Annotated in this window: 13 protein-coding genes and 1 pseudogene; 8 read left to right on the top strand and 6 right to left on the bottom strand. The window is 72.7% G+C overall.

Going from position 1 to position 16,053, the window contains the following annotated elements; all coding sequences use genetic code 11:
* Together OG286_RS03635 and OG286_RS03630 are read left to right on the top strand one after the other, a co-directional pair.
* Complete coding sequence (locus OG286_RS03635; protein ID WP_405363174.1) at positions 1 to 933, top strand: LysR family transcriptional regulator; 933 nt, start codon at positions 1 to 3, stop codon at positions 931 to 933.
* A 38-nt stretch (positions 934 to 971) separates the two neighbouring features.
* Positions 972 to 1,580: a GNAT family N-acetyltransferase gene (locus OG286_RS03630; RefSeq protein ID WP_396322373.1), complete on the top strand. Its 609-nt coding sequence runs from the start codon at positions 972 to 974 to the stop codon at positions 1,578 to 1,580.
* Positions 1,581 to 1,655: 75 nt separating this feature from the next.
* Here the strand turns inward: OG286_RS03630 and OG286_RS03625 are convergent, their stop codons facing one another.
* Complete coding sequence (locus OG286_RS03625) at positions 1,656 to 2,237, bottom strand: CGNR zinc finger domain-containing protein (RefSeq protein ID WP_396322374.1); 582 nt, start codon at positions 2,235 to 2,237, stop codon at positions 1,656 to 1,658.
* A 106-nt stretch (positions 2,238 to 2,343) separates the two neighbouring features.
* On the opposite strand from OG286_RS03625, the gene OG286_RS03620 reads away from it, so the two are divergent.
* Complete coding sequence (locus OG286_RS03620) at positions 2,344 to 3,207, top strand: SDR family NAD(P)-dependent oxidoreductase (protein WP_396322375.1); 864 nt, start codon at positions 2,344 to 2,346, stop codon at positions 3,205 to 3,207.
* 73 nt (positions 3,208 to 3,280) lie between these two features.
* On the opposite strand, the gene OG286_RS03615 is transcribed toward OG286_RS03620, so the two are convergent.
* From OG286_RS03615 to OG286_RS03600, 4 genes are all read right to left on the bottom strand, one after another.
* Complete coding sequence (locus OG286_RS03615) at positions 3,281 to 5,998, bottom strand: cation-translocating P-type ATPase (RefSeq protein ID WP_396322376.1); 2,718 nt, start codon at positions 5,996 to 5,998, stop codon at positions 3,281 to 3,283.
* A gap of 52 nt (positions 5,999 to 6,050) precedes the next feature.
* Positions 6,051 to 7,010 carry a polyphosphate kinase 2 family protein gene (locus OG286_RS03610; protein WP_396322377.1) on the bottom strand — a complete coding sequence of 320 codons (960 nt, stop codon included), beginning with the start codon at positions 7,008 to 7,010 and terminating at the stop codon, positions 6,051 to 6,053.
* Between the two features lie 274 nt (positions 7,011 to 7,284).
* On the bottom strand, positions 7,285 to 8,253 hold the full coding sequence (locus OG286_RS03605) for an LLM class F420-dependent oxidoreductase (protein WP_405363178.1): 969 nt from the start codon (positions 8,251 to 8,253) through the stop codon (positions 7,285 to 7,287).
* A gap of 320 nt (positions 8,254 to 8,573) precedes the next feature.
* Positions 8,574 to 9,056, bottom strand: coding sequence for a DUF5709 domain-containing protein (locus OG286_RS03600; RefSeq protein WP_405363180.1), 483 nt, complete (start codon positions 9,054 to 9,056; stop codon positions 8,574 to 8,576).
* Positions 9,057 to 9,759: 703 nt separating this feature from the next.
* Here OG286_RS03600 and OG286_RS03595 point away from each other — a divergent pair.
* Positions 9,760 to 9,973: pseudogene (locus tag OG286_RS03595) on the top strand (NADP oxidoreductase); the annotation flags it as partial.
* 602 nt (positions 9,974 to 10,575) lie between these two features.
* Here OG286_RS03595 and OG286_RS03590 read toward each other — a convergent pair.
* Positions 10,576 to 11,289, bottom strand: coding sequence for an SMI1/KNR4 family protein (locus OG286_RS03590; RefSeq protein WP_396322380.1), 714 nt, complete (start codon positions 11,287 to 11,289; stop codon positions 10,576 to 10,578).
* Between the two features lie 285 nt (positions 11,290 to 11,574).
* On the opposite strand from OG286_RS03590, the gene OG286_RS03585 reads away from it, so the two are divergent.
* From OG286_RS03585 to OG286_RS03570, 4 genes are all read left to right on the top strand, one after another.
* Positions 11,575 to 12,714 (top strand): aminotransferase class V-fold PLP-dependent enzyme, encoded by a 1,140-nt coding sequence (locus OG286_RS03585; protein ID WP_396322381.1) that lies wholly within the window; start codon positions 11,575 to 11,577, stop codon positions 12,712 to 12,714.
* Between the two features lie 242 nt (positions 12,715 to 12,956).
* The gene (locus OG286_RS03580; protein WP_396322382.1) at positions 12,957 to 14,300 is read left to right on the top strand and encodes an ABC transporter substrate-binding protein; all 1,344 of its coding nucleotides are present in this window, start codon (positions 12,957 to 12,959) and stop codon (positions 14,298 to 14,300) included.
* 5 nt (positions 14,301 to 14,305) lie between these two features.
* On the top strand, positions 14,306 to 15,220 hold the full coding sequence (locus tag OG286_RS03575; protein WP_396322398.1) for a carbohydrate ABC transporter permease: 915 nt from the start codon (positions 14,306 to 14,308) through the stop codon (positions 15,218 to 15,220).
* Positions 15,217 to 16,053 (top strand): carbohydrate ABC transporter permease, encoded by an 837-nt coding sequence (locus tag OG286_RS03570; RefSeq protein WP_396322383.1) that lies wholly within the window; start codon positions 15,217 to 15,219, stop codon positions 16,051 to 16,053. The genes OG286_RS03575 and OG286_RS03570 overlap by 4 nt, the downstream gene beginning before the upstream one ends.

The raw sequence follows: 16,053 nt of genomic DNA, 5'->3' as shown, positions 1-16,053 counted from the left end.
ATGATCGATGTCCGACGGCTGAGCATGCTCCAGGCGGTAGCCGAGCACGGCAGCTTCAACCGGGCGGCAGGCGCGCTGCTGCTCACCCCGTCCGCCGTCTCCCAGCAGATCGCCGCCCTCGAACGGGGCCTGGGCACGGCGGTGGTGGAGCGTTCGACCCGCGGGGTGCGGCTCACCGAGGCCGGGCGGCTGCTGGTGGAGGCGGCCGGCGCGATCGACGCCGAACTGCGCAACGCCCGCGAACAGATCGGCCGGCTCGGCGCCGACCGGCCCCGGCTCACCCTCGCCACCTTCACCAGCGGCGGCCGGCACCTGCTGCCCGCCGTCCTGGCCCGGTTCGCGGCCGACCACCCGGAGGCCGAACTGCGCATCCTGGAACGGGAACCCGAGGACAGCCTGCCGATGGTCCGCGAGGGCACCGCCGACCTCGCCCTCGCCTACCACTTCGACGGCCCGCTGCCCGTCCTCCCCGGTGACCGCTCCGGCCTCGACTGGACGCCGCTGATGGACGACCCGCTCTCGGTGGTGCTGCCGGACGGGCACCCGCTGGCCGACCGGGACGCCGTCGACCTGGCCGAACTCGCCGGGGAGCGCTGGGTGCTGGGCTGCCTCAAGACCGAGGACTTCCTGCGCCGGCACGCCGCACTGGCCGGCTTCGAACTCCGGGTGGCCGGCTCCACCACCGACTACTTCTTCGCCCGCTCGCTGGTCGCCGCCGGCGTCGGGGTCTCGCTCGTCCCGTACGTCGCCCTCGAACCGGCACAGCCCGGCACCCGGGTGGTCCCGGTGAAGCCCCCGCGCCCCGCCCGTCACTTCGGCGTCGCGCTCGCCCGGCGCCGCCGCCCCAACCCGTACGCCGAGGCACTGGCCGGGCTGCTCCGCGAGCACGTGGCCGGTCCGCCGTCCAGGTCCCGTCCGGCCGATCCGCGCTGATCCGCCACGGTCGACCGGCCAGGACCTAGGGTGAACGGATGACCTCCCCCTACCCTCACGTCCCGGTGCGGACGGCCACCTCCGCGGACATCGACGCCGTCGTCACCACGCTGACCAGCGCGTTCTTCCACGACCCGCTCTGGGGCCCGGCCTTCCCCGACGTCGAGCGGCGCGCCGAGCAGGCGGCCGCGATGTGGCGGCTCTACGTGACCTCGGCGCTGCGCTACCCCTGGCTGCTGGTGACGCCGGGCGTCGAGGCCGCCGCCGTCTGGATCCCGCCGGGCGGGCGCGAGCTCACCGAGGAGGAGGAGAGCGGCCTCGAAGGCCTGCTGACCAGGACCACCGGCACGGAGACGGCCGGGGCGATCCTGGCGATCTACGACCAGCTCTACGCGGTCGCCCCCGAGGAGCCCTGCTTCTACCTCACCCTGCTCGGCACCCATCACGACCACCGCGGCAAGGGGCTCGGCATGGGGCTGCTCGCCGAGAGCCTGGCCCGGATCGACGCGCTCGGCGCCCCCGCCTACCTGGAGTCGTCCAACCCCGCCAACCTGGACCGCTACCGGAGCCTCGGCTTCAGCCCCCGCGACGAGCTCACCACCGCCACCGGCCACGTCGTCACCACCATGTGGCGACCGGCCCGCTGAGGACTTCCCGGTGTCGCATCAGGCGGCGTTCGCCCTGACGGCCCGCCACCCGGACGGCTCACCGTGGGTACCCGGCTACTGGCCGGCCTCCGTCGCCTTGCGACTCCGGTAGGAGCGCATGGCGACCTGGGCTCCGCAGCGGTTCGGGCTGCAGTAGGCGGCGGAGGAGTTGCGCGTACGGTCGTAGAACCCGAGGTGGCACGGTGGGTTCCGGCAGGCCTTGAGGCGCATCCAGGAGCCGCGGAGAGCGACGTCGGACGCTGCCGCGAGCATCCCGGCGAGCGCACCCGGCACCCCGCTCCGGACGGGCGTGAGCCGGACGCCGGAGGCGGTGATCACAGGCGCCAGGGGGTACAGCTCCGCACCCCGGCGCAGGTACTCCTCGGCTTCGGCCCGGCCCGGCTCGTCCTGCTCGCCCGCGTGCGCGAGCAGCACCAGGACCAGAGCGTCCCTCAGTTCACGGGCGGCGGCGGCATCGGCGTCCGTGACCAGCGCGGCGGAGTCGATCAGACCCTCCTGTCGCAGCCACCGGGAGAAGGCGGCACCGTCGCGGAGCTCCTCCCGACTGCCGTCGATCGCACGGGTGTTGACGAAGGTGAGGACGGTCTCAGCCGCCGCCGAAGGGGTGAGCATCGACCCGCTCGCATCCATGGCCATGAGGCCCACACTACCCGATGGGGGAGAGGCGTCACCTCTGACACTCATAGACATCAGCGCGAACCCGGGCTTGTAAGTTAGTAGCTAACTGCCTATGGTCATAACCATGACGAACAGCGGCAACACCACGGACACGCCCCGCACCTGGTTCATCACCGGCTCCTCCCAGGGCCTCGGCCGCGCACTCGCGCTGGCCGCACTCGACCGCGGCGAGCACGTCGCGGCCACCGCCCGCCGCAAGGAATCGGTCGCCGACCTCGTCGACCGCTACCCCGGCCGGGCCGTCGCGCTCGAACTCGACGTCCGCGACGAGGGCGCGGCCCACCGCGCCGTCGAGCAGACCCTCGCCGCCTTCGGCCGCATCGACGTGGTCGCCAACATCGCCGGCTACGGACTCTTCGGGGCTGTCGAGGAGGCGACGGACGCGCAGGCCAGAGCCGTCTTCGACACCAACCTCTTCGGCCCGCTGAACGTGCTCCGCGCGGCGCTGCCCGTGCTGCGCGGGCAGCGTTCGGGCCATGTCATCCAGGGATCCTCGCTCTACGGGCAGTCCGCACACCCCGGCGTCGGCCTGCTCTCGGCGAGCAAGTACGCGCTCGAAGGGCTCTCCGACGCCCTGGCCGCCGAGCTCGCCCCGCTGGACATCAAGCTCACCCTGATCGAGCCGGGCTACCTGAAGACCGGCTTCCTCTCCCACCTCGTCTTCGCCGAACCCACCGCCGACTACGACCCGACCGTACGCACCGTCCAGAGTTCGCTCGGCGGGCTTCCCCCCGAGGCCTTCATCGATCCCGCCCGAGTCGCCGCGGCCGTCCTGGCCGCCGTCGACGCCGCACGGCCGCCGCTGCGCCTGGCCTTGGGACGCGCGGCGGAGGAGGGCCTCCGGGAGGCGCTGACCGCACGTCTCCAGGAGCTGGACGACTGGGTCGCCGTCACACGCGGCGTGGACAGCGCTCCCCAGCCGGTCTGACCCGCCGGGGAGGCCCGTTCACCAGCCGGCGACCGCAGCCGGCCGGCCGGCCCACCAGCCGGCCGGCCTGGCGTCAGGCAGTCGTCATCGCCCGGCGGGACATGAGCTTGCCCACCTCCCACAGGAGCAGGAGTGCGATGGGGGCCAGCAGGGCCCAGCCGAACTGGGCGAGGGTGATCTCGGTGGTGCCGAGGATGCGGCGGAAGGCGTCCATCTGGGTCACCAGGACCGCAAGGACGAACTCGGACAGCGCTGCCAGGTTCATCGGCCCGCTGTCGAAGGTGCTGGTGGTCAGCACGGTGGCGCGTTCGCTGCGGCATTCGTAGGCCGCCACGATCAGGCAGAGCGCGAAGGCGGTGAAGGCGATCGAGCTGCCGGTCTTCAGGCTGCCGTAGTGGTGCTCGCCCAGCTCGATCAGCAGGAGCAGGGCCACGGTGACGGCCAGGCCGCTGAGCCCGACAGTGAGCATGACGGACCTGGTCAGCAGCGAGTCGCCGCGCGGGCGCGGGGTGCGCCGCATCAGGCCGGGGCTCGCCAGGTCGAAGCCGAGGGCGAAGCCGAACGGCGCGTTGACCACGAAGTGGATCCACAGCACCTGTGGCGGGGTGAACGGCTCGCCGGCGGCGATGTTGAAGACGGTCGCGCCGAGGAAGGTCAGGACGAAGGTGACCAGCAGCATCAGGACGAACCGGACGTACTTGGTGAGGTTGTCGTAGAGCTTCCGCCCCTCCTCGACGGCGTACACGATGGTGGCGAAGTTGTCGTCGGAGAGGATCATCCGGCCGGCGTTCTTGGCCACGTCGGTGCCGCTGCCCATGGCGATGCCGATGTCGGCGGCCTTGATGGCGGGTGCGTCGTTGACGCCGTCGCCGGTCATCGCCACGACGTCGCCCTTCTTCTTGAGCGTGTCGGCGAGCAGGACCTTGTGCTCGGGCGCGACCCGGCCGACCACCCCGATGCCGTCGATCCGGGCCAGCCGTTCGTGCTCCGGCATCGCCGCGAAGTCGGCTCCGAGGATCGCCTCGCCCGGGATCCCGAGCTGGCGGGCGATGGCCTCGCCGGTGGTGACGTCGTCACCTGTGACCATGCGGACCCGGATGTGGGCGGCCTGGGCGCCGGCCACGGCGTCCCTGGACTCCGCGCGGGGCGGGTCGACCATGCCGACCAGGCTGGTCATCCGAAGGTCGGTGACGAGCGCGAGCAGGTCGCTGTCCGGGTCGAACTCCGACGGGTCCAGGTCGCGTTCGGCCGCCGCCATCACCCGCCGGCCCTCGCCGCCCATCCGTTCGGACTGGATCGCGGCACGGCCCCGCAGGTCGGCGTCCCAGGGGATGGTCCGGCCGGCGGCGAGTGCGGTGGTGGCGCGGGCGGCGACGGCGGGCGCCGCGCCTTTGACGAAGCAGCGCACCACCGGTCGGCCCGTCGCGTCCACGGCCGAGTTGAAGGTGGCCATCAGCTTGTACTCGGGGTCGAACGGCAGGGTGGCGAGCCGGGGGTAGCGCTCCCGGGTGGCGTCGATGTCCAGGCCGGCCTTGTGGCCGAGGAGGAGCAGCGCTCCCTCGGTCGGGTCGCCGACCACCGTGCCGTCCACCAGCTTGGCGTCGCTGGCGATCAGGTACGGCAGGATGGCGTCCTCGATGTCGGCGGAGGAGCCGGCGGCGTGGTGCACACGCCCCTCCAGACCGTAGCCGCTACCGGAGACGGTGTAGCGGTCGGTGGGGCTGAGGACCTCGACGACCGTCATCTGGTTCATCGTCAGGGTGCCGGTCTTGTCGGAGTTGATGGCGGAGGTGAACCCCAGGGTCTCCACGGACGGCAGTTCCTTGACGATGGCGTTACGCTTCGCCAGGTTGAGGCTGCCGACCGAGAGGATCACCTGGGTGACGGTGGGCAGGGCCTCAGGGATGGCGGCGATGGCCAGCGAGACGGCACTGACGAACAGGGCGTCCCAGGCCTGGCCGCGGCTGCGGCCGAGGGCGAACATCACCACCATGGTGAGGCCGGCCGCCGCCACGATCCACAGGGTCAGGGTGTTGAGCTCCCGGGTGAGCGGTGTCTGCTCCTTCTCCGTCGCCGAGAGCATCCCGGAGATCTTGCCCAGCTCCGTGCCGGCGCCAGTCCCGGTGACGATCAGCACGCCACTGCCGTGGGTGACCGGGGTGTTCATGAACGCCATGGTGGACTGGTCGCCCGGGCCGAGCTGATCGCCCGTCAGGGTGCCCGCCTCCTTCACCGCCGGTACGCTCTCGCCGGTCAGCGCCGACTCGTCGATCTGCAGCGAGCTGGCCCGCACGATCCGCCCGTCCGCCGGGACGGTGTCGCCGGCGGCGATCAGCACGACGTCTCCGACCACCAGCTGTTCGGCCGGGATCTCCGCCTCGGCCCCGTCCCGCCGGACCCGGGCCGTGGTCTCCAGCATCGACCGCAGCGCGTTCATCGCGCTCTCGGCCTTGCCCTCCTGCCGCAGCCCGACGACCGCGTTGAACAGCGTCAGGACGATCAGCAGGATCGCGGTGCTCCACTCCTTGATGGCCAGCGCGACCACCGCCGAAGCGACCAGGATGATCTGCATGTAGCTGCGGTACTGGTCGAGGAAGCGCAGCCAGCCCGGCCTCGTCTTCTCCTCCGGCAGCGCGTTCGGGCCGTGCGCGGCCAGCAGCTCCACCGCCCGGGCGGCGGAGAGTCCGACCTCCGGGTCCACGCCGAGCCGTGCCGCGACCTCGTCCGGCGGTGTCGCGTACCAGGGCCGCATGGCCGGGCCCGATCCCGGCGGGTCAGTCCGTGCCGCCATGGCAGCACCTCCGATACGTTCCGTTCCTCGCGAGGGTCGGCCCCTGCGGTGCTCAGCCACGGTGCCCGTTGCGGTGCTGGTGCTCGGCTGCGTACGGGTCGCGGGCGGCGCCCTCGGGGGCGTCCTGCTCCAGCAGGCGCTTTGCGGCGCGCAGCTGTTTGCGGGCCTTCTTGCCGACGACCGGGTACCGGGGGTCGATCTCCATCAGCGTGTGCACGAGCACCGCGGCGGCGCAGATGCGTGCGAACCACTTGCGGTCGGCCGGCACGACGTACCACGGTGCCCATGGGGTGCTCGTGGCCGAGAGCATCTCGGAGAAGGCCTGCTGGTACTCGTCCCACCTCTCGCGCTCGCGAAGGTCCGCGGCCGAGAACTTCCAGTTCTTCTCCGGTCGGTCGATCCGTTTCAGGAAGCGAATGCGCTGCTCTTCCTCGGAGAGGTTCAGGAAGATCTTCACCACCCTGAACCCGTTGTCGCAGAGGTAGCGCTCCCAGTCGTTGATCTCCCGGTAGCGGCGCGCCCAGACGTCCCGGCCCTTCGCCTCCTCGGGCAGTCGTTGGCGGTCGAGGTTCTCGGGATGCACCCGCACGACGAGGACTTCCTCGTAGTGCGACCGGTTGAAGATCGCGATGTCCCCGCGGGCCGGCAGGCGCCAGGCGTAGCGCCACAGGTAGTCGTGGTCGAGCTCTTCGGCGGAGGGCACCTTGAAGCTGCTGACGTGAACGCCCTGCGGGTTGACCCCGCTCATGACGTGACGGATCGTCCCGTCCTTGCCGCCCGCGTCGATCGCCTGGAGGCAGAGGAGCACACCGTAGGTGTCCTGGGCGGCCAGCTTCGCCTGGTACTCGGCGAGCAGGGCGACACCGGTGCGCAGCAGCTCGGCGCCGTCCCGTTTCTTGATCCGGGCCTTGTAGCGGGGGTCGAAGTCCTCGGCGAGGTCCACCCGTGAGCCCGGCTCCACGCGCAGCGGTTCGATGAACTTCGCGATCCGTCTGGCCTGCTTGTCCGCCATCGCCGGCAACGCTTCCTCTCGGTCCGCGACTGCTGTGGCTCACCCGCCCGGTCCCTGCCGTCGTCATCGCCCCGGCCGGCCGGGGTCGTCGGCCGGCTGGCCGGTCGGTCGGTCGGGTCCGGTGCCCGGCGCGCGGCCGGTCCCGCTGCTGCGGTGATCCGGCCCACCGTGCGGTGGGCGTCGGTACCTGTCACCCTCCGACCGGCCGTCGGGCCCGTCCAACCGGACGCCGCCGTCCGGGTGGCCGCGCGTCCCACCGCCGGGACGGGCAGGTTCAGAACGCCGCGCGCACCGCCGGCAGCAGCGTGTCCTGGGCCCAGTCGAGGAACGCGGGCTGGCTGTCGCCGCCGACCTGGACGAGGGCGACCTCGCCGAAACCCGCCTCGACGAACGGTCTGACAGCCTCGACGAACTCCTCGACCCGTTCGCCGCAGGGGATGGCCTCGGCGACGTCGTCGGGGCGGACGAACCGGCTCGCGGCGGCGAAGCCCGCCGTCCCGGGCAGTTCGGCGTTGACCTTCCAGCCGCCGCCGAACCAGCGGAACTGCTGGTGGGCCCGGCGTACGGCCGCGTCCCGGTCGGCGTCCCAACACACCGGCAACTGGCCCACCGCCGGTTTCCCGGCTCCGCCGTGCTCGGCGAACCCGGCGATCAGCTCCCGGTCGGGCTCCACGGCGATCACGAGGTCGGCCAGCCGGCCCGCCAGTTCGCAGGAGCCCGGCCCGGACACCGCGACCCCGATCGGCGGCGGCCGCTCGGGAAGGTCCCACAACCGCGCGCCCTCGACGTCGAAGTACCGGCCGTGACGGGTCACGTACCCGCCGTCGAACAGGGCGCGGATGATCTTCACCGCCTCGTCGAGCATCTCCTGGCGCACCGGCACCGCCGGCCAGCCACCGCCGACCACGTGCTCGTTGAGGTTCTCACCGCTGCCCAGGCCGAGCCGGAAGCGGCCCTCGGAGAGCAACTGCACCGTGGCGGCTTTCTGCGCCACCACCACGGGGTGGTAGCGGAAGGTCGGGCAAGTCACGTAGGTCATGAGCGGGATCCGGGAGGTGGCCTGCGCGGCTGCGCCGAGCACCGCCCACGCGTAGGACGCGTGGCCCTGCTCGTCCAGCCAGGGGAAGGAGTGGTCCGAGATCACCGAGAAGTCGAAACCGGCCCGCTCGGCACCCACCACGTCCGCGACCAGGTCACGCGGGCCTCGCTGCTCGGTCATCATCGTGTATCCGATTCTCACCATGACCCGCGCCTGCCCAGTTCGCCGCAGGTGACGCGCTGAGGTTCGGCCTCGAGGAGAACGGCCTCGAGGAGAACGGCCTCGAGGAGGAGAACGGCGCTTCGCACCGGAGCGGTATGGCTGAACACGACCGTGGACCTACCCCCGCCGGATCGCTCGGCCACCACTGAGGGCAGCGAGCGTACCCGGATGCGGCTCCCGGAGCGGAACTCCACGGCACGCCGTGCGGACCGCTGCCGGGTCCCGGCGTCCCGGCGTCGCCGCTCAGGCGGTCGGCGGGTACATGGCGGCGGTGCTGAGACCGACACGCCATGCTCCTTCCCTCAGGAGCGGTCCGCGCGGGCGCCGTCGGGGTCGACCGGATCCTCGGGAATGACATGGACCGCGGCCTCCTCCGCCGATGCGGCAGCGCCATCCACGCCGACGTCCACTGCGAACCCGTCCGGTCCCCGCCCCGGCGGCTCGACCAGGCGCCCGGCGCGCTCGTCGCCCACCTCGCGGTCGGCGCCGACCGGCTCGTCCGCCGCGCCACCGTCGGCCGGGTCGCCGACGACCTCCAGCGCAGGGTCCGGGACCTCCTCGGCCAGGCGCTGGTCGAGGGTCTCACCGGCCCGCTGCTCGGCCGGCGTGGTGCCGGTCCGGTCGACGGCCAGCGGACGTTCGACGGGTGACCAGCCCTCCTCGTACGGATCGGCACCGCGATCGATCAGGGTGTCCTCCGGATCGAGTACCCCGCTGTCCTCGCGCTGCTCACCGTCGGGCTGGTAGACCTCGTCACCCTTGGCTCCCTCCGGTGTCGCCGCCATGAGCCCGCTCCCTTCCGGTCGGTCGTGCCGAAGCGTCTGCCCGGCCCACCTCGGAGCATGCCCCCGGCGCAACGGCCGATCGCCGGAGCGACCTGCACGGCGCCACCAGCGGGGCGGCCCGGCCCTGGGGCCTTCCAGCGCCGGTCGAGCCGCCGGTCGAGCCGCTCGCGGACGAGGTCTCGCGGCTTGCCCCGGGTGCGGATGGGGTCCGGCACACTGCGACCGGACAGCCGCCGACTCGTGCGTGGTGTGCCCGCCTCAGGTGATGGGTTCGGGGGCTGGTGCCGGCCCCGGCAGCGGGCCCGGTTGCGGCCCCGGCCCCGGCCCCGGCCCCGGGGCGGGTGGCGGCGGCGGGTCGGGCTCGGGCTGCGGCGGTGCGGGCGGTACGGGGTCGGGCCCGCCCGGCGTGGGCACGGGCCCCGGCACCGGGCCGGGCTGCGGTCCCGGACCGGGTCCGGGAGCCGGCGTCGGACTGGGAGGTACGGGATCGTTGGGAGGGATGCCCATGACGCCTTCTTTCATCGGGGTCCAGGAGGGAGCAGGCCTCATCGAGGCGGCTACCCGTATGCGGCCGGGTGAAGCCGCTCGCAGGGCGGTATTGTGTCGGGCCGGCGCGTCGGGGGCGAGGATGGTGCGGTGGACCACACGCTCCCCGGAGGCCCGGTGCTGCGGCGCCCGGTTGTGGGGGACGCCCGTGAACGGGATCGCGGTGCCGGTCGCGGGCGACGGCGAGGGGTTCAAGCGGGTCGTTCGGGCGATGGTCGACGAGCCGGGCTCGGACAGGGTGGACGCGGGCGGCATCGACGAGTCCTGGCGCAGGCAGCCGGCCACCCCGGTGTACGGGCTGCGCGCCGGCGTCGAAGCCCCGGGCGCTCGCGGAGGTCTCCCCGGAGCGCCCGGAAGCCCACCGGGCGTAATGTCCCCGCGGATCATCGGGCGCCCGGTTGAGGATGAAGCGCCCGTGGTCAGGTCGAGGCGGCGTCGCCGCTCGACCTGACCGTTCGGCTACTCCTCAGGCGGGATTCCATCCAGCAGAGGAACGCCGTGGCTCAGCATCGCCTCTGTGACGGCGCGCCATTCGTCGCTGTCCTCCCGCCTGGGTTCATCACTTTGCCTTCCGGGTCGAACCGGTGGACCTTGCCACCCCCGCCCACTGGAATGATCGTCGACGAACGCATCGGAGACCCGAAATTCAGGGTTGACACGCGGGTCCAGGCAGCGTGTCAGCTGGGTTAGCTGTCGCCCCGTCAACCGGCTGCACTCGGGTCAGTGGTCAGACCGGTAACGGTCCGACGTGCACGCCTCAAGGACGTTGCGCCCGTCCGGTCCCGGTAGTTAGGCCGGACGGTGCGTTTGACGGTCTCGGTGACCTCCGGGTCGGCACCGTGCACCGGGTCCCTGACCCGGTGGCAGATCTGCTGCTGCCAGGCGGGCAGCGCGTCGATTCAGGCGTCGACGCGCGGACCGGTCGCGTGGGCGGCCATGGCGGTCCTCCTCGGGCGGTGCTGCGGACGGGAGCTCACCTCGGACGATTGTGCTCCTGCTCCACGGGGACGGCGGCGAACACTGCGCCGCCGGCGGCCCGTTCGAGGCGGTACCGCCTGAGCGCCCGGTCGAAGCGGGCCCGGCTGCCCGGCGGGGCCCCGCGAAGGTCGGCTATCAAGGCGTCGTCCGGTACCCGGGCGGCGAGTTCGGCGACCACCCGGTCCGTGCCGGGGCTCCGCAGTTCGGCCGCTGGGTACAGCGGCAGCGCGGGGCCGGTCAGGTTCAGGAGGTCCCAGAAATCGTCGGCGTACGGCTGGATGCCGTCCTCGAAGCCCGTCTCGTCGACCAGCTCCTCCGCGGTGCCGATCACCCGGTCCAGCCAGTCGGGCAGGGAGTCGGCCTCGATGAAGAGTCCGCCCTCGCGGTACTGCATCAGCACCTGGCCCCAACGGCCGTCGGTCTCGATGTCGACCCAGGTGACGCCGCCACCGCCGTCGTCGGTGACCAGCCAGTGCGGGTGCGGGAGGCCGTGGTCATGGGACTGGCGGGGGTGGCCGGTCAGCGTGAACTCCACCGGCGGCACCGAGAAGCCGCCCAGGCGGCGCAGCAGTTCGCGGGCCGCGGACGGCACCGGGACGGGCCAGCCGTCGAAGTCGTCGGCCGTTGCTCCGGGGCGGACCGCGAGGTCGAACGGAACGCGGGCGGCCAGCGCACGCAGCCGTGTCGTGAGGACGTCAGCGAAGATCACGCGTACACGCTAGCCGAGCGGTCGGACACCCTTCGTTGCGCCCGGACCTCGTGGTGCCCGGACCGTCCCTGCCTCGCTGCCCGGGTCACCCCCGCGCGGCGGCGGGGCACTTCGCCGTCCGGCGGCCCGCCGCCCCGGGTAACGGAAGGGTCTCGGGGTGGCGGTCGGCCGCGCAGAGGGCTTGACGGGGCCACGAGGGTGAGCGTTTGCTGTCTCCCACCCCACGGACCTGTTTGGTTCTGCTTGGTTTTGGGGATTTGAACGTTCAAATTCGGGAGGGATCTCATGCCGGTGCGCTCTGTCCCGGAGTACCTGCGGCAGTTCGGCGAACCGGCCGGGTATCTGGACTTCGCGCGGTTCGGGCCGGTGTCGGCTGCGGTGCACGAGGCGCTGGTCCGGTCGGCCACGCAGATCAGTCACCTGGGCTGGGAGGCGCTGGACTCCCTGGACGCGACGGGGGAGGAGGCGGCGCGGACGGCGGCCGAGCTCCTCGGGTGCGCGCGGCACGAGATCGCGTTCGTCGGCTCGACCTCGCACGGCATGTTCGCCGCGGCCCACGCCTTCGCCACCGCGCCGCCGGGGAGCACCGTCCTGGTCGGCCGGTCGGACTTCCCCGGCGCGCTCTACCCCTGGCTGCGGGCCGCCGGCAACGGCGGCCTGACGGTGCGGCTGCTGGACAACCCGGTCACCGCCGACACCGTGCGGGAGCACCTGGACGAGCGGGTCCGCGCCGTCTCGGTCTGTGCGGTGGACGGTGCCACCGGGTTCCGTGCGCCGCTGGCCGCGATCAAGGAGGTGATCGGCCCGGGGCGGGTCCTGGTGGTGGACGCGGTGCAGGCGCTGGGGGCGGTGGAGTTCGCCGCCGACGCCGCGGACGTCCTCGCCTCCGGCGGCCAGAAGTGGCTCCGGTCCGGCTGGGGCGCGGCTCTCCTGATGGTCCGCGACCGGGTGGCCGGGCTGCTCGCCCCCGGGCTCGGCGGCTGGTCGGGCGTGGTCGACCCGATCGACGCGCCCGACCACCCGCGCCCCGCCAGGACGGGCGCCGTCGCGCACACGCTCACCAACCCGGACGGCCCGGCCGTCGCCGCGCTGGGCGCCGGCCTCGGGCTGGTCCGGGACGTCGGCGTCGGGCGGATCAACGCCCGGATCGGCGAGGTGCTCGGCGTGCTGCTGGACGCCGCCCGGGCCGCCGGCGCCGAGACCTCCGGCAGCCCGGAGGCCGGCGGCGGAGCGGCCGGGGTCAGCGGGATCGCCCGGCTGCGGCTGCCCGGCGCCGACCCGCAGGCCGTCCACGACGTGCTGACCCGGGCGGGCCTGGCCACCACCCGGCGCGCCGACTGGATCCGGCTGTCGCCGCACGCCAGCACCGACCCGCACGCCGCCGCGCGGCTGGCCGAGGCGCTCAAGCGAGCCGCCACCACCTGACCGTTACGCACGGACCGGCGCACAGCCGCACGACTCCCGCCCTCGCGCGAAACCCGCCGTCGCGCACCCCCCGCCTCGCCACGGCCTCAAGCCCCCGCAGCCCCAAGCCCCCGTAGCCCCAAGCCCCCGTAGCCCCAAGCCCCCGTAGTCGCAAGCCCCGTAGCCCCAAGCCCCCGTAGTCGCAAGCCCCCGCAGGACCGGGCCCGCCCCCTGAATCGGGCCACCCCTCAGAGAGGAATGCAATGTCACACCTTTCCCGCCGCGATCTGCTGCGCGCCTCCGGAGCCGGCCTGCTGGCCCTGGCCGCCGGTGGTGCGATGTCCGCCTGCTCCGGCTCGGGAGGCGACGTCGCCTCGGGCGGAGACGCCGCCACCGGTACCGTCACCGTCTGGTCCTGGGCCACCGCGGCCGAGGCGCTGCGTGGCGTGGTTCCGGCCTTCGAGAAGGACAACCCCGGGATCAAGATCGACGTTCAGGACGTCGGCGAACCGGCGATCTGGGACAAGATCACCGTCAGCATGGCGGCCGGTGGCCAGGGCCTGGCCGACGTCCTGCACATCGGCTGCGACTACCTGCCCGGCTACATGGAGAAGTTCCCCGGCGGCCTGGCCGACCTCTCCGCGCTGGGCGCCGACGCCCACAAGGACAAGTTCGCCCAGGGGCTCTGGCCCGTCGTCACCGGCAAGGACGGCCGCGTCCACGCGCTGCCCTGGGAGGTCAACCCGCTCGGCTTCTTCTACCGCAAGGACATGTTCGACAAGGCCGGAGTCGACCCGACGACGTTCCAGACCTGGGACGACGTGCTCGCCATCGCCGACCGGTTCAAGGCCGCCAACCCCGGCAAGGCCCTGATCGGCCTCAACAAGCCCGCCACCCCCGGCGCCGACCTCGACTTCCTGCAGGCGCTGATGCAGCTCCAGGGCGCCTTCTACTTCGACCTGAAGGGCGACATCACCCTCGGCTCCCCGGAGGCGGTGCGGGCGCTCACCATCATCAAGCGCCTCGACGAGGCCGGGCTGGTCGCCGACGCCGCCGGCGACCACGGCTGGCGCAACCTGATGAAGGCCGGGACGCTCGCCACCGGCCCGCTGCCCGCCTGGGCCGCGCACTACCTGGAGGCCAAGTTCCCCGACCAGAGCGGCAACTGGCGCCTCACCCGGCCGCCGGCGGTCACCCCCGGCGGCCGGCGCACCGCGATCGTCAACTCCACCTACCTGGCCGTCGCCGGCTCCAGCCCACGCCGCGTGGCCGCCTGGAAGTTCGTCGAGTACGCGCTCACCCGGCCCGCCTCGGTCAACGCCATGTTCACCTCCGGCGGCGTCTTCCCCGCCCTGACCGCCGCCCACGCGGACCCGATGTACTCCGCGCCCAGCGACTACTACGGCGGACAGCCCGTCCTGAGGCCCTTCGCCGACCTGCTCGCCGAAGGCGCCGAGGCCACCAACTACTCCGCCGACTTCGCCCGCGCCCTCAAGCTCGCCAGCGACGCCCAGGTGAAGGTGTTCCTCAAGGGCGGAGACCCTGCCACCGTGCTCCAGGAGGCCGCCAAGCAGCTCGGCCAGCAGACCGGGCGTGCGGTCCGGTGACCGCGATTGCCCCACCCGCCGCCACGGTCCGGGCGGAGTCGCCGCCGGCCCGCCGCCGGGCCGTGCTGCGCCGCCGGGCGCTGCCGTACCTGCTGCTCGCCCCCGCCCTGGTCACCTTCGCGGTGTTCAAGGCCTATCCGATCGTCTCCTCGCTGCTGCTGTCGCTGACCACCGGCTCCGGTGCGGCCACCCACGGCGCCGGCGCGGCCAACTACCGGCGCCTGCTCCACGACCCGCTGTTCTGGACGGCCCTGGGCAACACCGCCCGGATCCTCGTCGTCCAGGTCCCGCTGATGCTCGCGCTCGCGCTCGGCCTGGCCGTCGGCATCAACTCGGCCGTCGTCCGCTGGCGCACCGTCTGGCGCTTGGGCGTCTTCATGCCCGCCGTCACCGGCCTGGTCGCCACCGGCGTGGTGTTCGCCTTCCTCCTCAACACCCGCCAGGGCGCCGTCAACCACGTCCTCGAACAGCTCGGCCTGCCCGGCGTCGACTGGCTCGGCAGCCCGTTCTGGTCCCGGATGGCCGTTGTCCTCGTCCTCACCTGGCACTACACCGGCTACAACGCGGTGATCTACCTGGCCGGTCTGCAGGGCATCCCCAAGGAGCTGTACGAGGCCGCGATGATGGACGGCGCCGGGCCGCTGCGCCGGTTCGCCTCGGTCACCCTGCCCGCCCTGCGCCCGGTCCTGCTGTTCACCGTCGTGCTCTCCACCATCGGCACCCTCCAGCTCTTCGACGAGCCCTACGTGCTGACCCGCGGCGGCCCGGACAACGCCACCCTCACCGTGTCGATGTACCTGTACGACAACGGCTTCCGCTACTTCGACTTCGGCTACGCGTCGGCCATCGCCTACGCGCTGACCCTGCTGGTGTCGGTGCTCGGCGCGGCCCAGATGCGTCTGATGGGAGAACGCCCATGAGCACCGCGAGGTCCGCGCGGCTGCGCGGCTGGCCCCTGACCCTTGTCCTCGCCGGTGTCGCCGGCCTCTCCGTCGGCCCGTTCTACTGGCTGGTGGTGGCCGCGACCCGGTCGGACTCCGAGATCTTCGACTGGCCGCCGAACCTGCTGCCCGGCGGCCACCTCGGCGAGAACCTCGACCACCTCCAGGCCAAGATCGGCCTCGGCCGGGTCGTCCTCAACTCCCTGGCCGTCGCCGGCCTGCAGACCACCGGCGCGCTGGTCGTCGCCCTGCTCGCCGGGTACGCCTTCGCCAAGTTCCGCTTCCGCGGGCGCACCGTGCTGTTCGCGCTGCTGCTCTCCACCCTGGTGGTGCCCGAACAGGTCATGCTGGTGCCCCTGTTCAAGATGATGATGTCGCTCGGCCTGCTCGACAGCTACCAGGCCGTGGTCCTGCCCGGCCTCTGCGTGCCGTTCGCGATCTTCCTGATGCGCCAGGCCCTGAGCAGCATGCCGGACGAACTCCTGGACGCCGCCCGGGTCGACGGCGCCGGCGAGCTGCGGGTGCTGTGGAGCGTGGTCGTCCCCGTCATGCGCCCGGCCCTGGCCGCGCTGGCGATCTTCCTCTTCCTCGGGTCCTGGAACCAGTTCGTCTGGCCGCTGATCGCCCTGCGCAGCCCCGGGATGCACACCCTGCCGGTGGCGCTGGCCACCCTCCACGCCAGCGAGAGCACCACCGACTACGGTGCGATCCTCGCCGGAACCGCAGTGTCCACCCTGCCGATGATGGTCCTCTTCCTGGCCCTCCAACGGCAGTTCATCTCCGGCCTGCTGGCCGGCGCCACGAAAGGCTGA

This window comes from Kitasatospora sp. NBC_00039 (genome assembly GCF_045160625.1).
In the GTDB taxonomy this organism is placed as follows: Bacteria; Actinomycetota; Actinomycetes; order Streptomycetales; family Streptomycetaceae; genus Kitasatospora.
The sequence above is the reverse complement of the archived record's forward strand: the minus strand, read 5'-3'. Positions and strand labels throughout refer to the sequence as shown.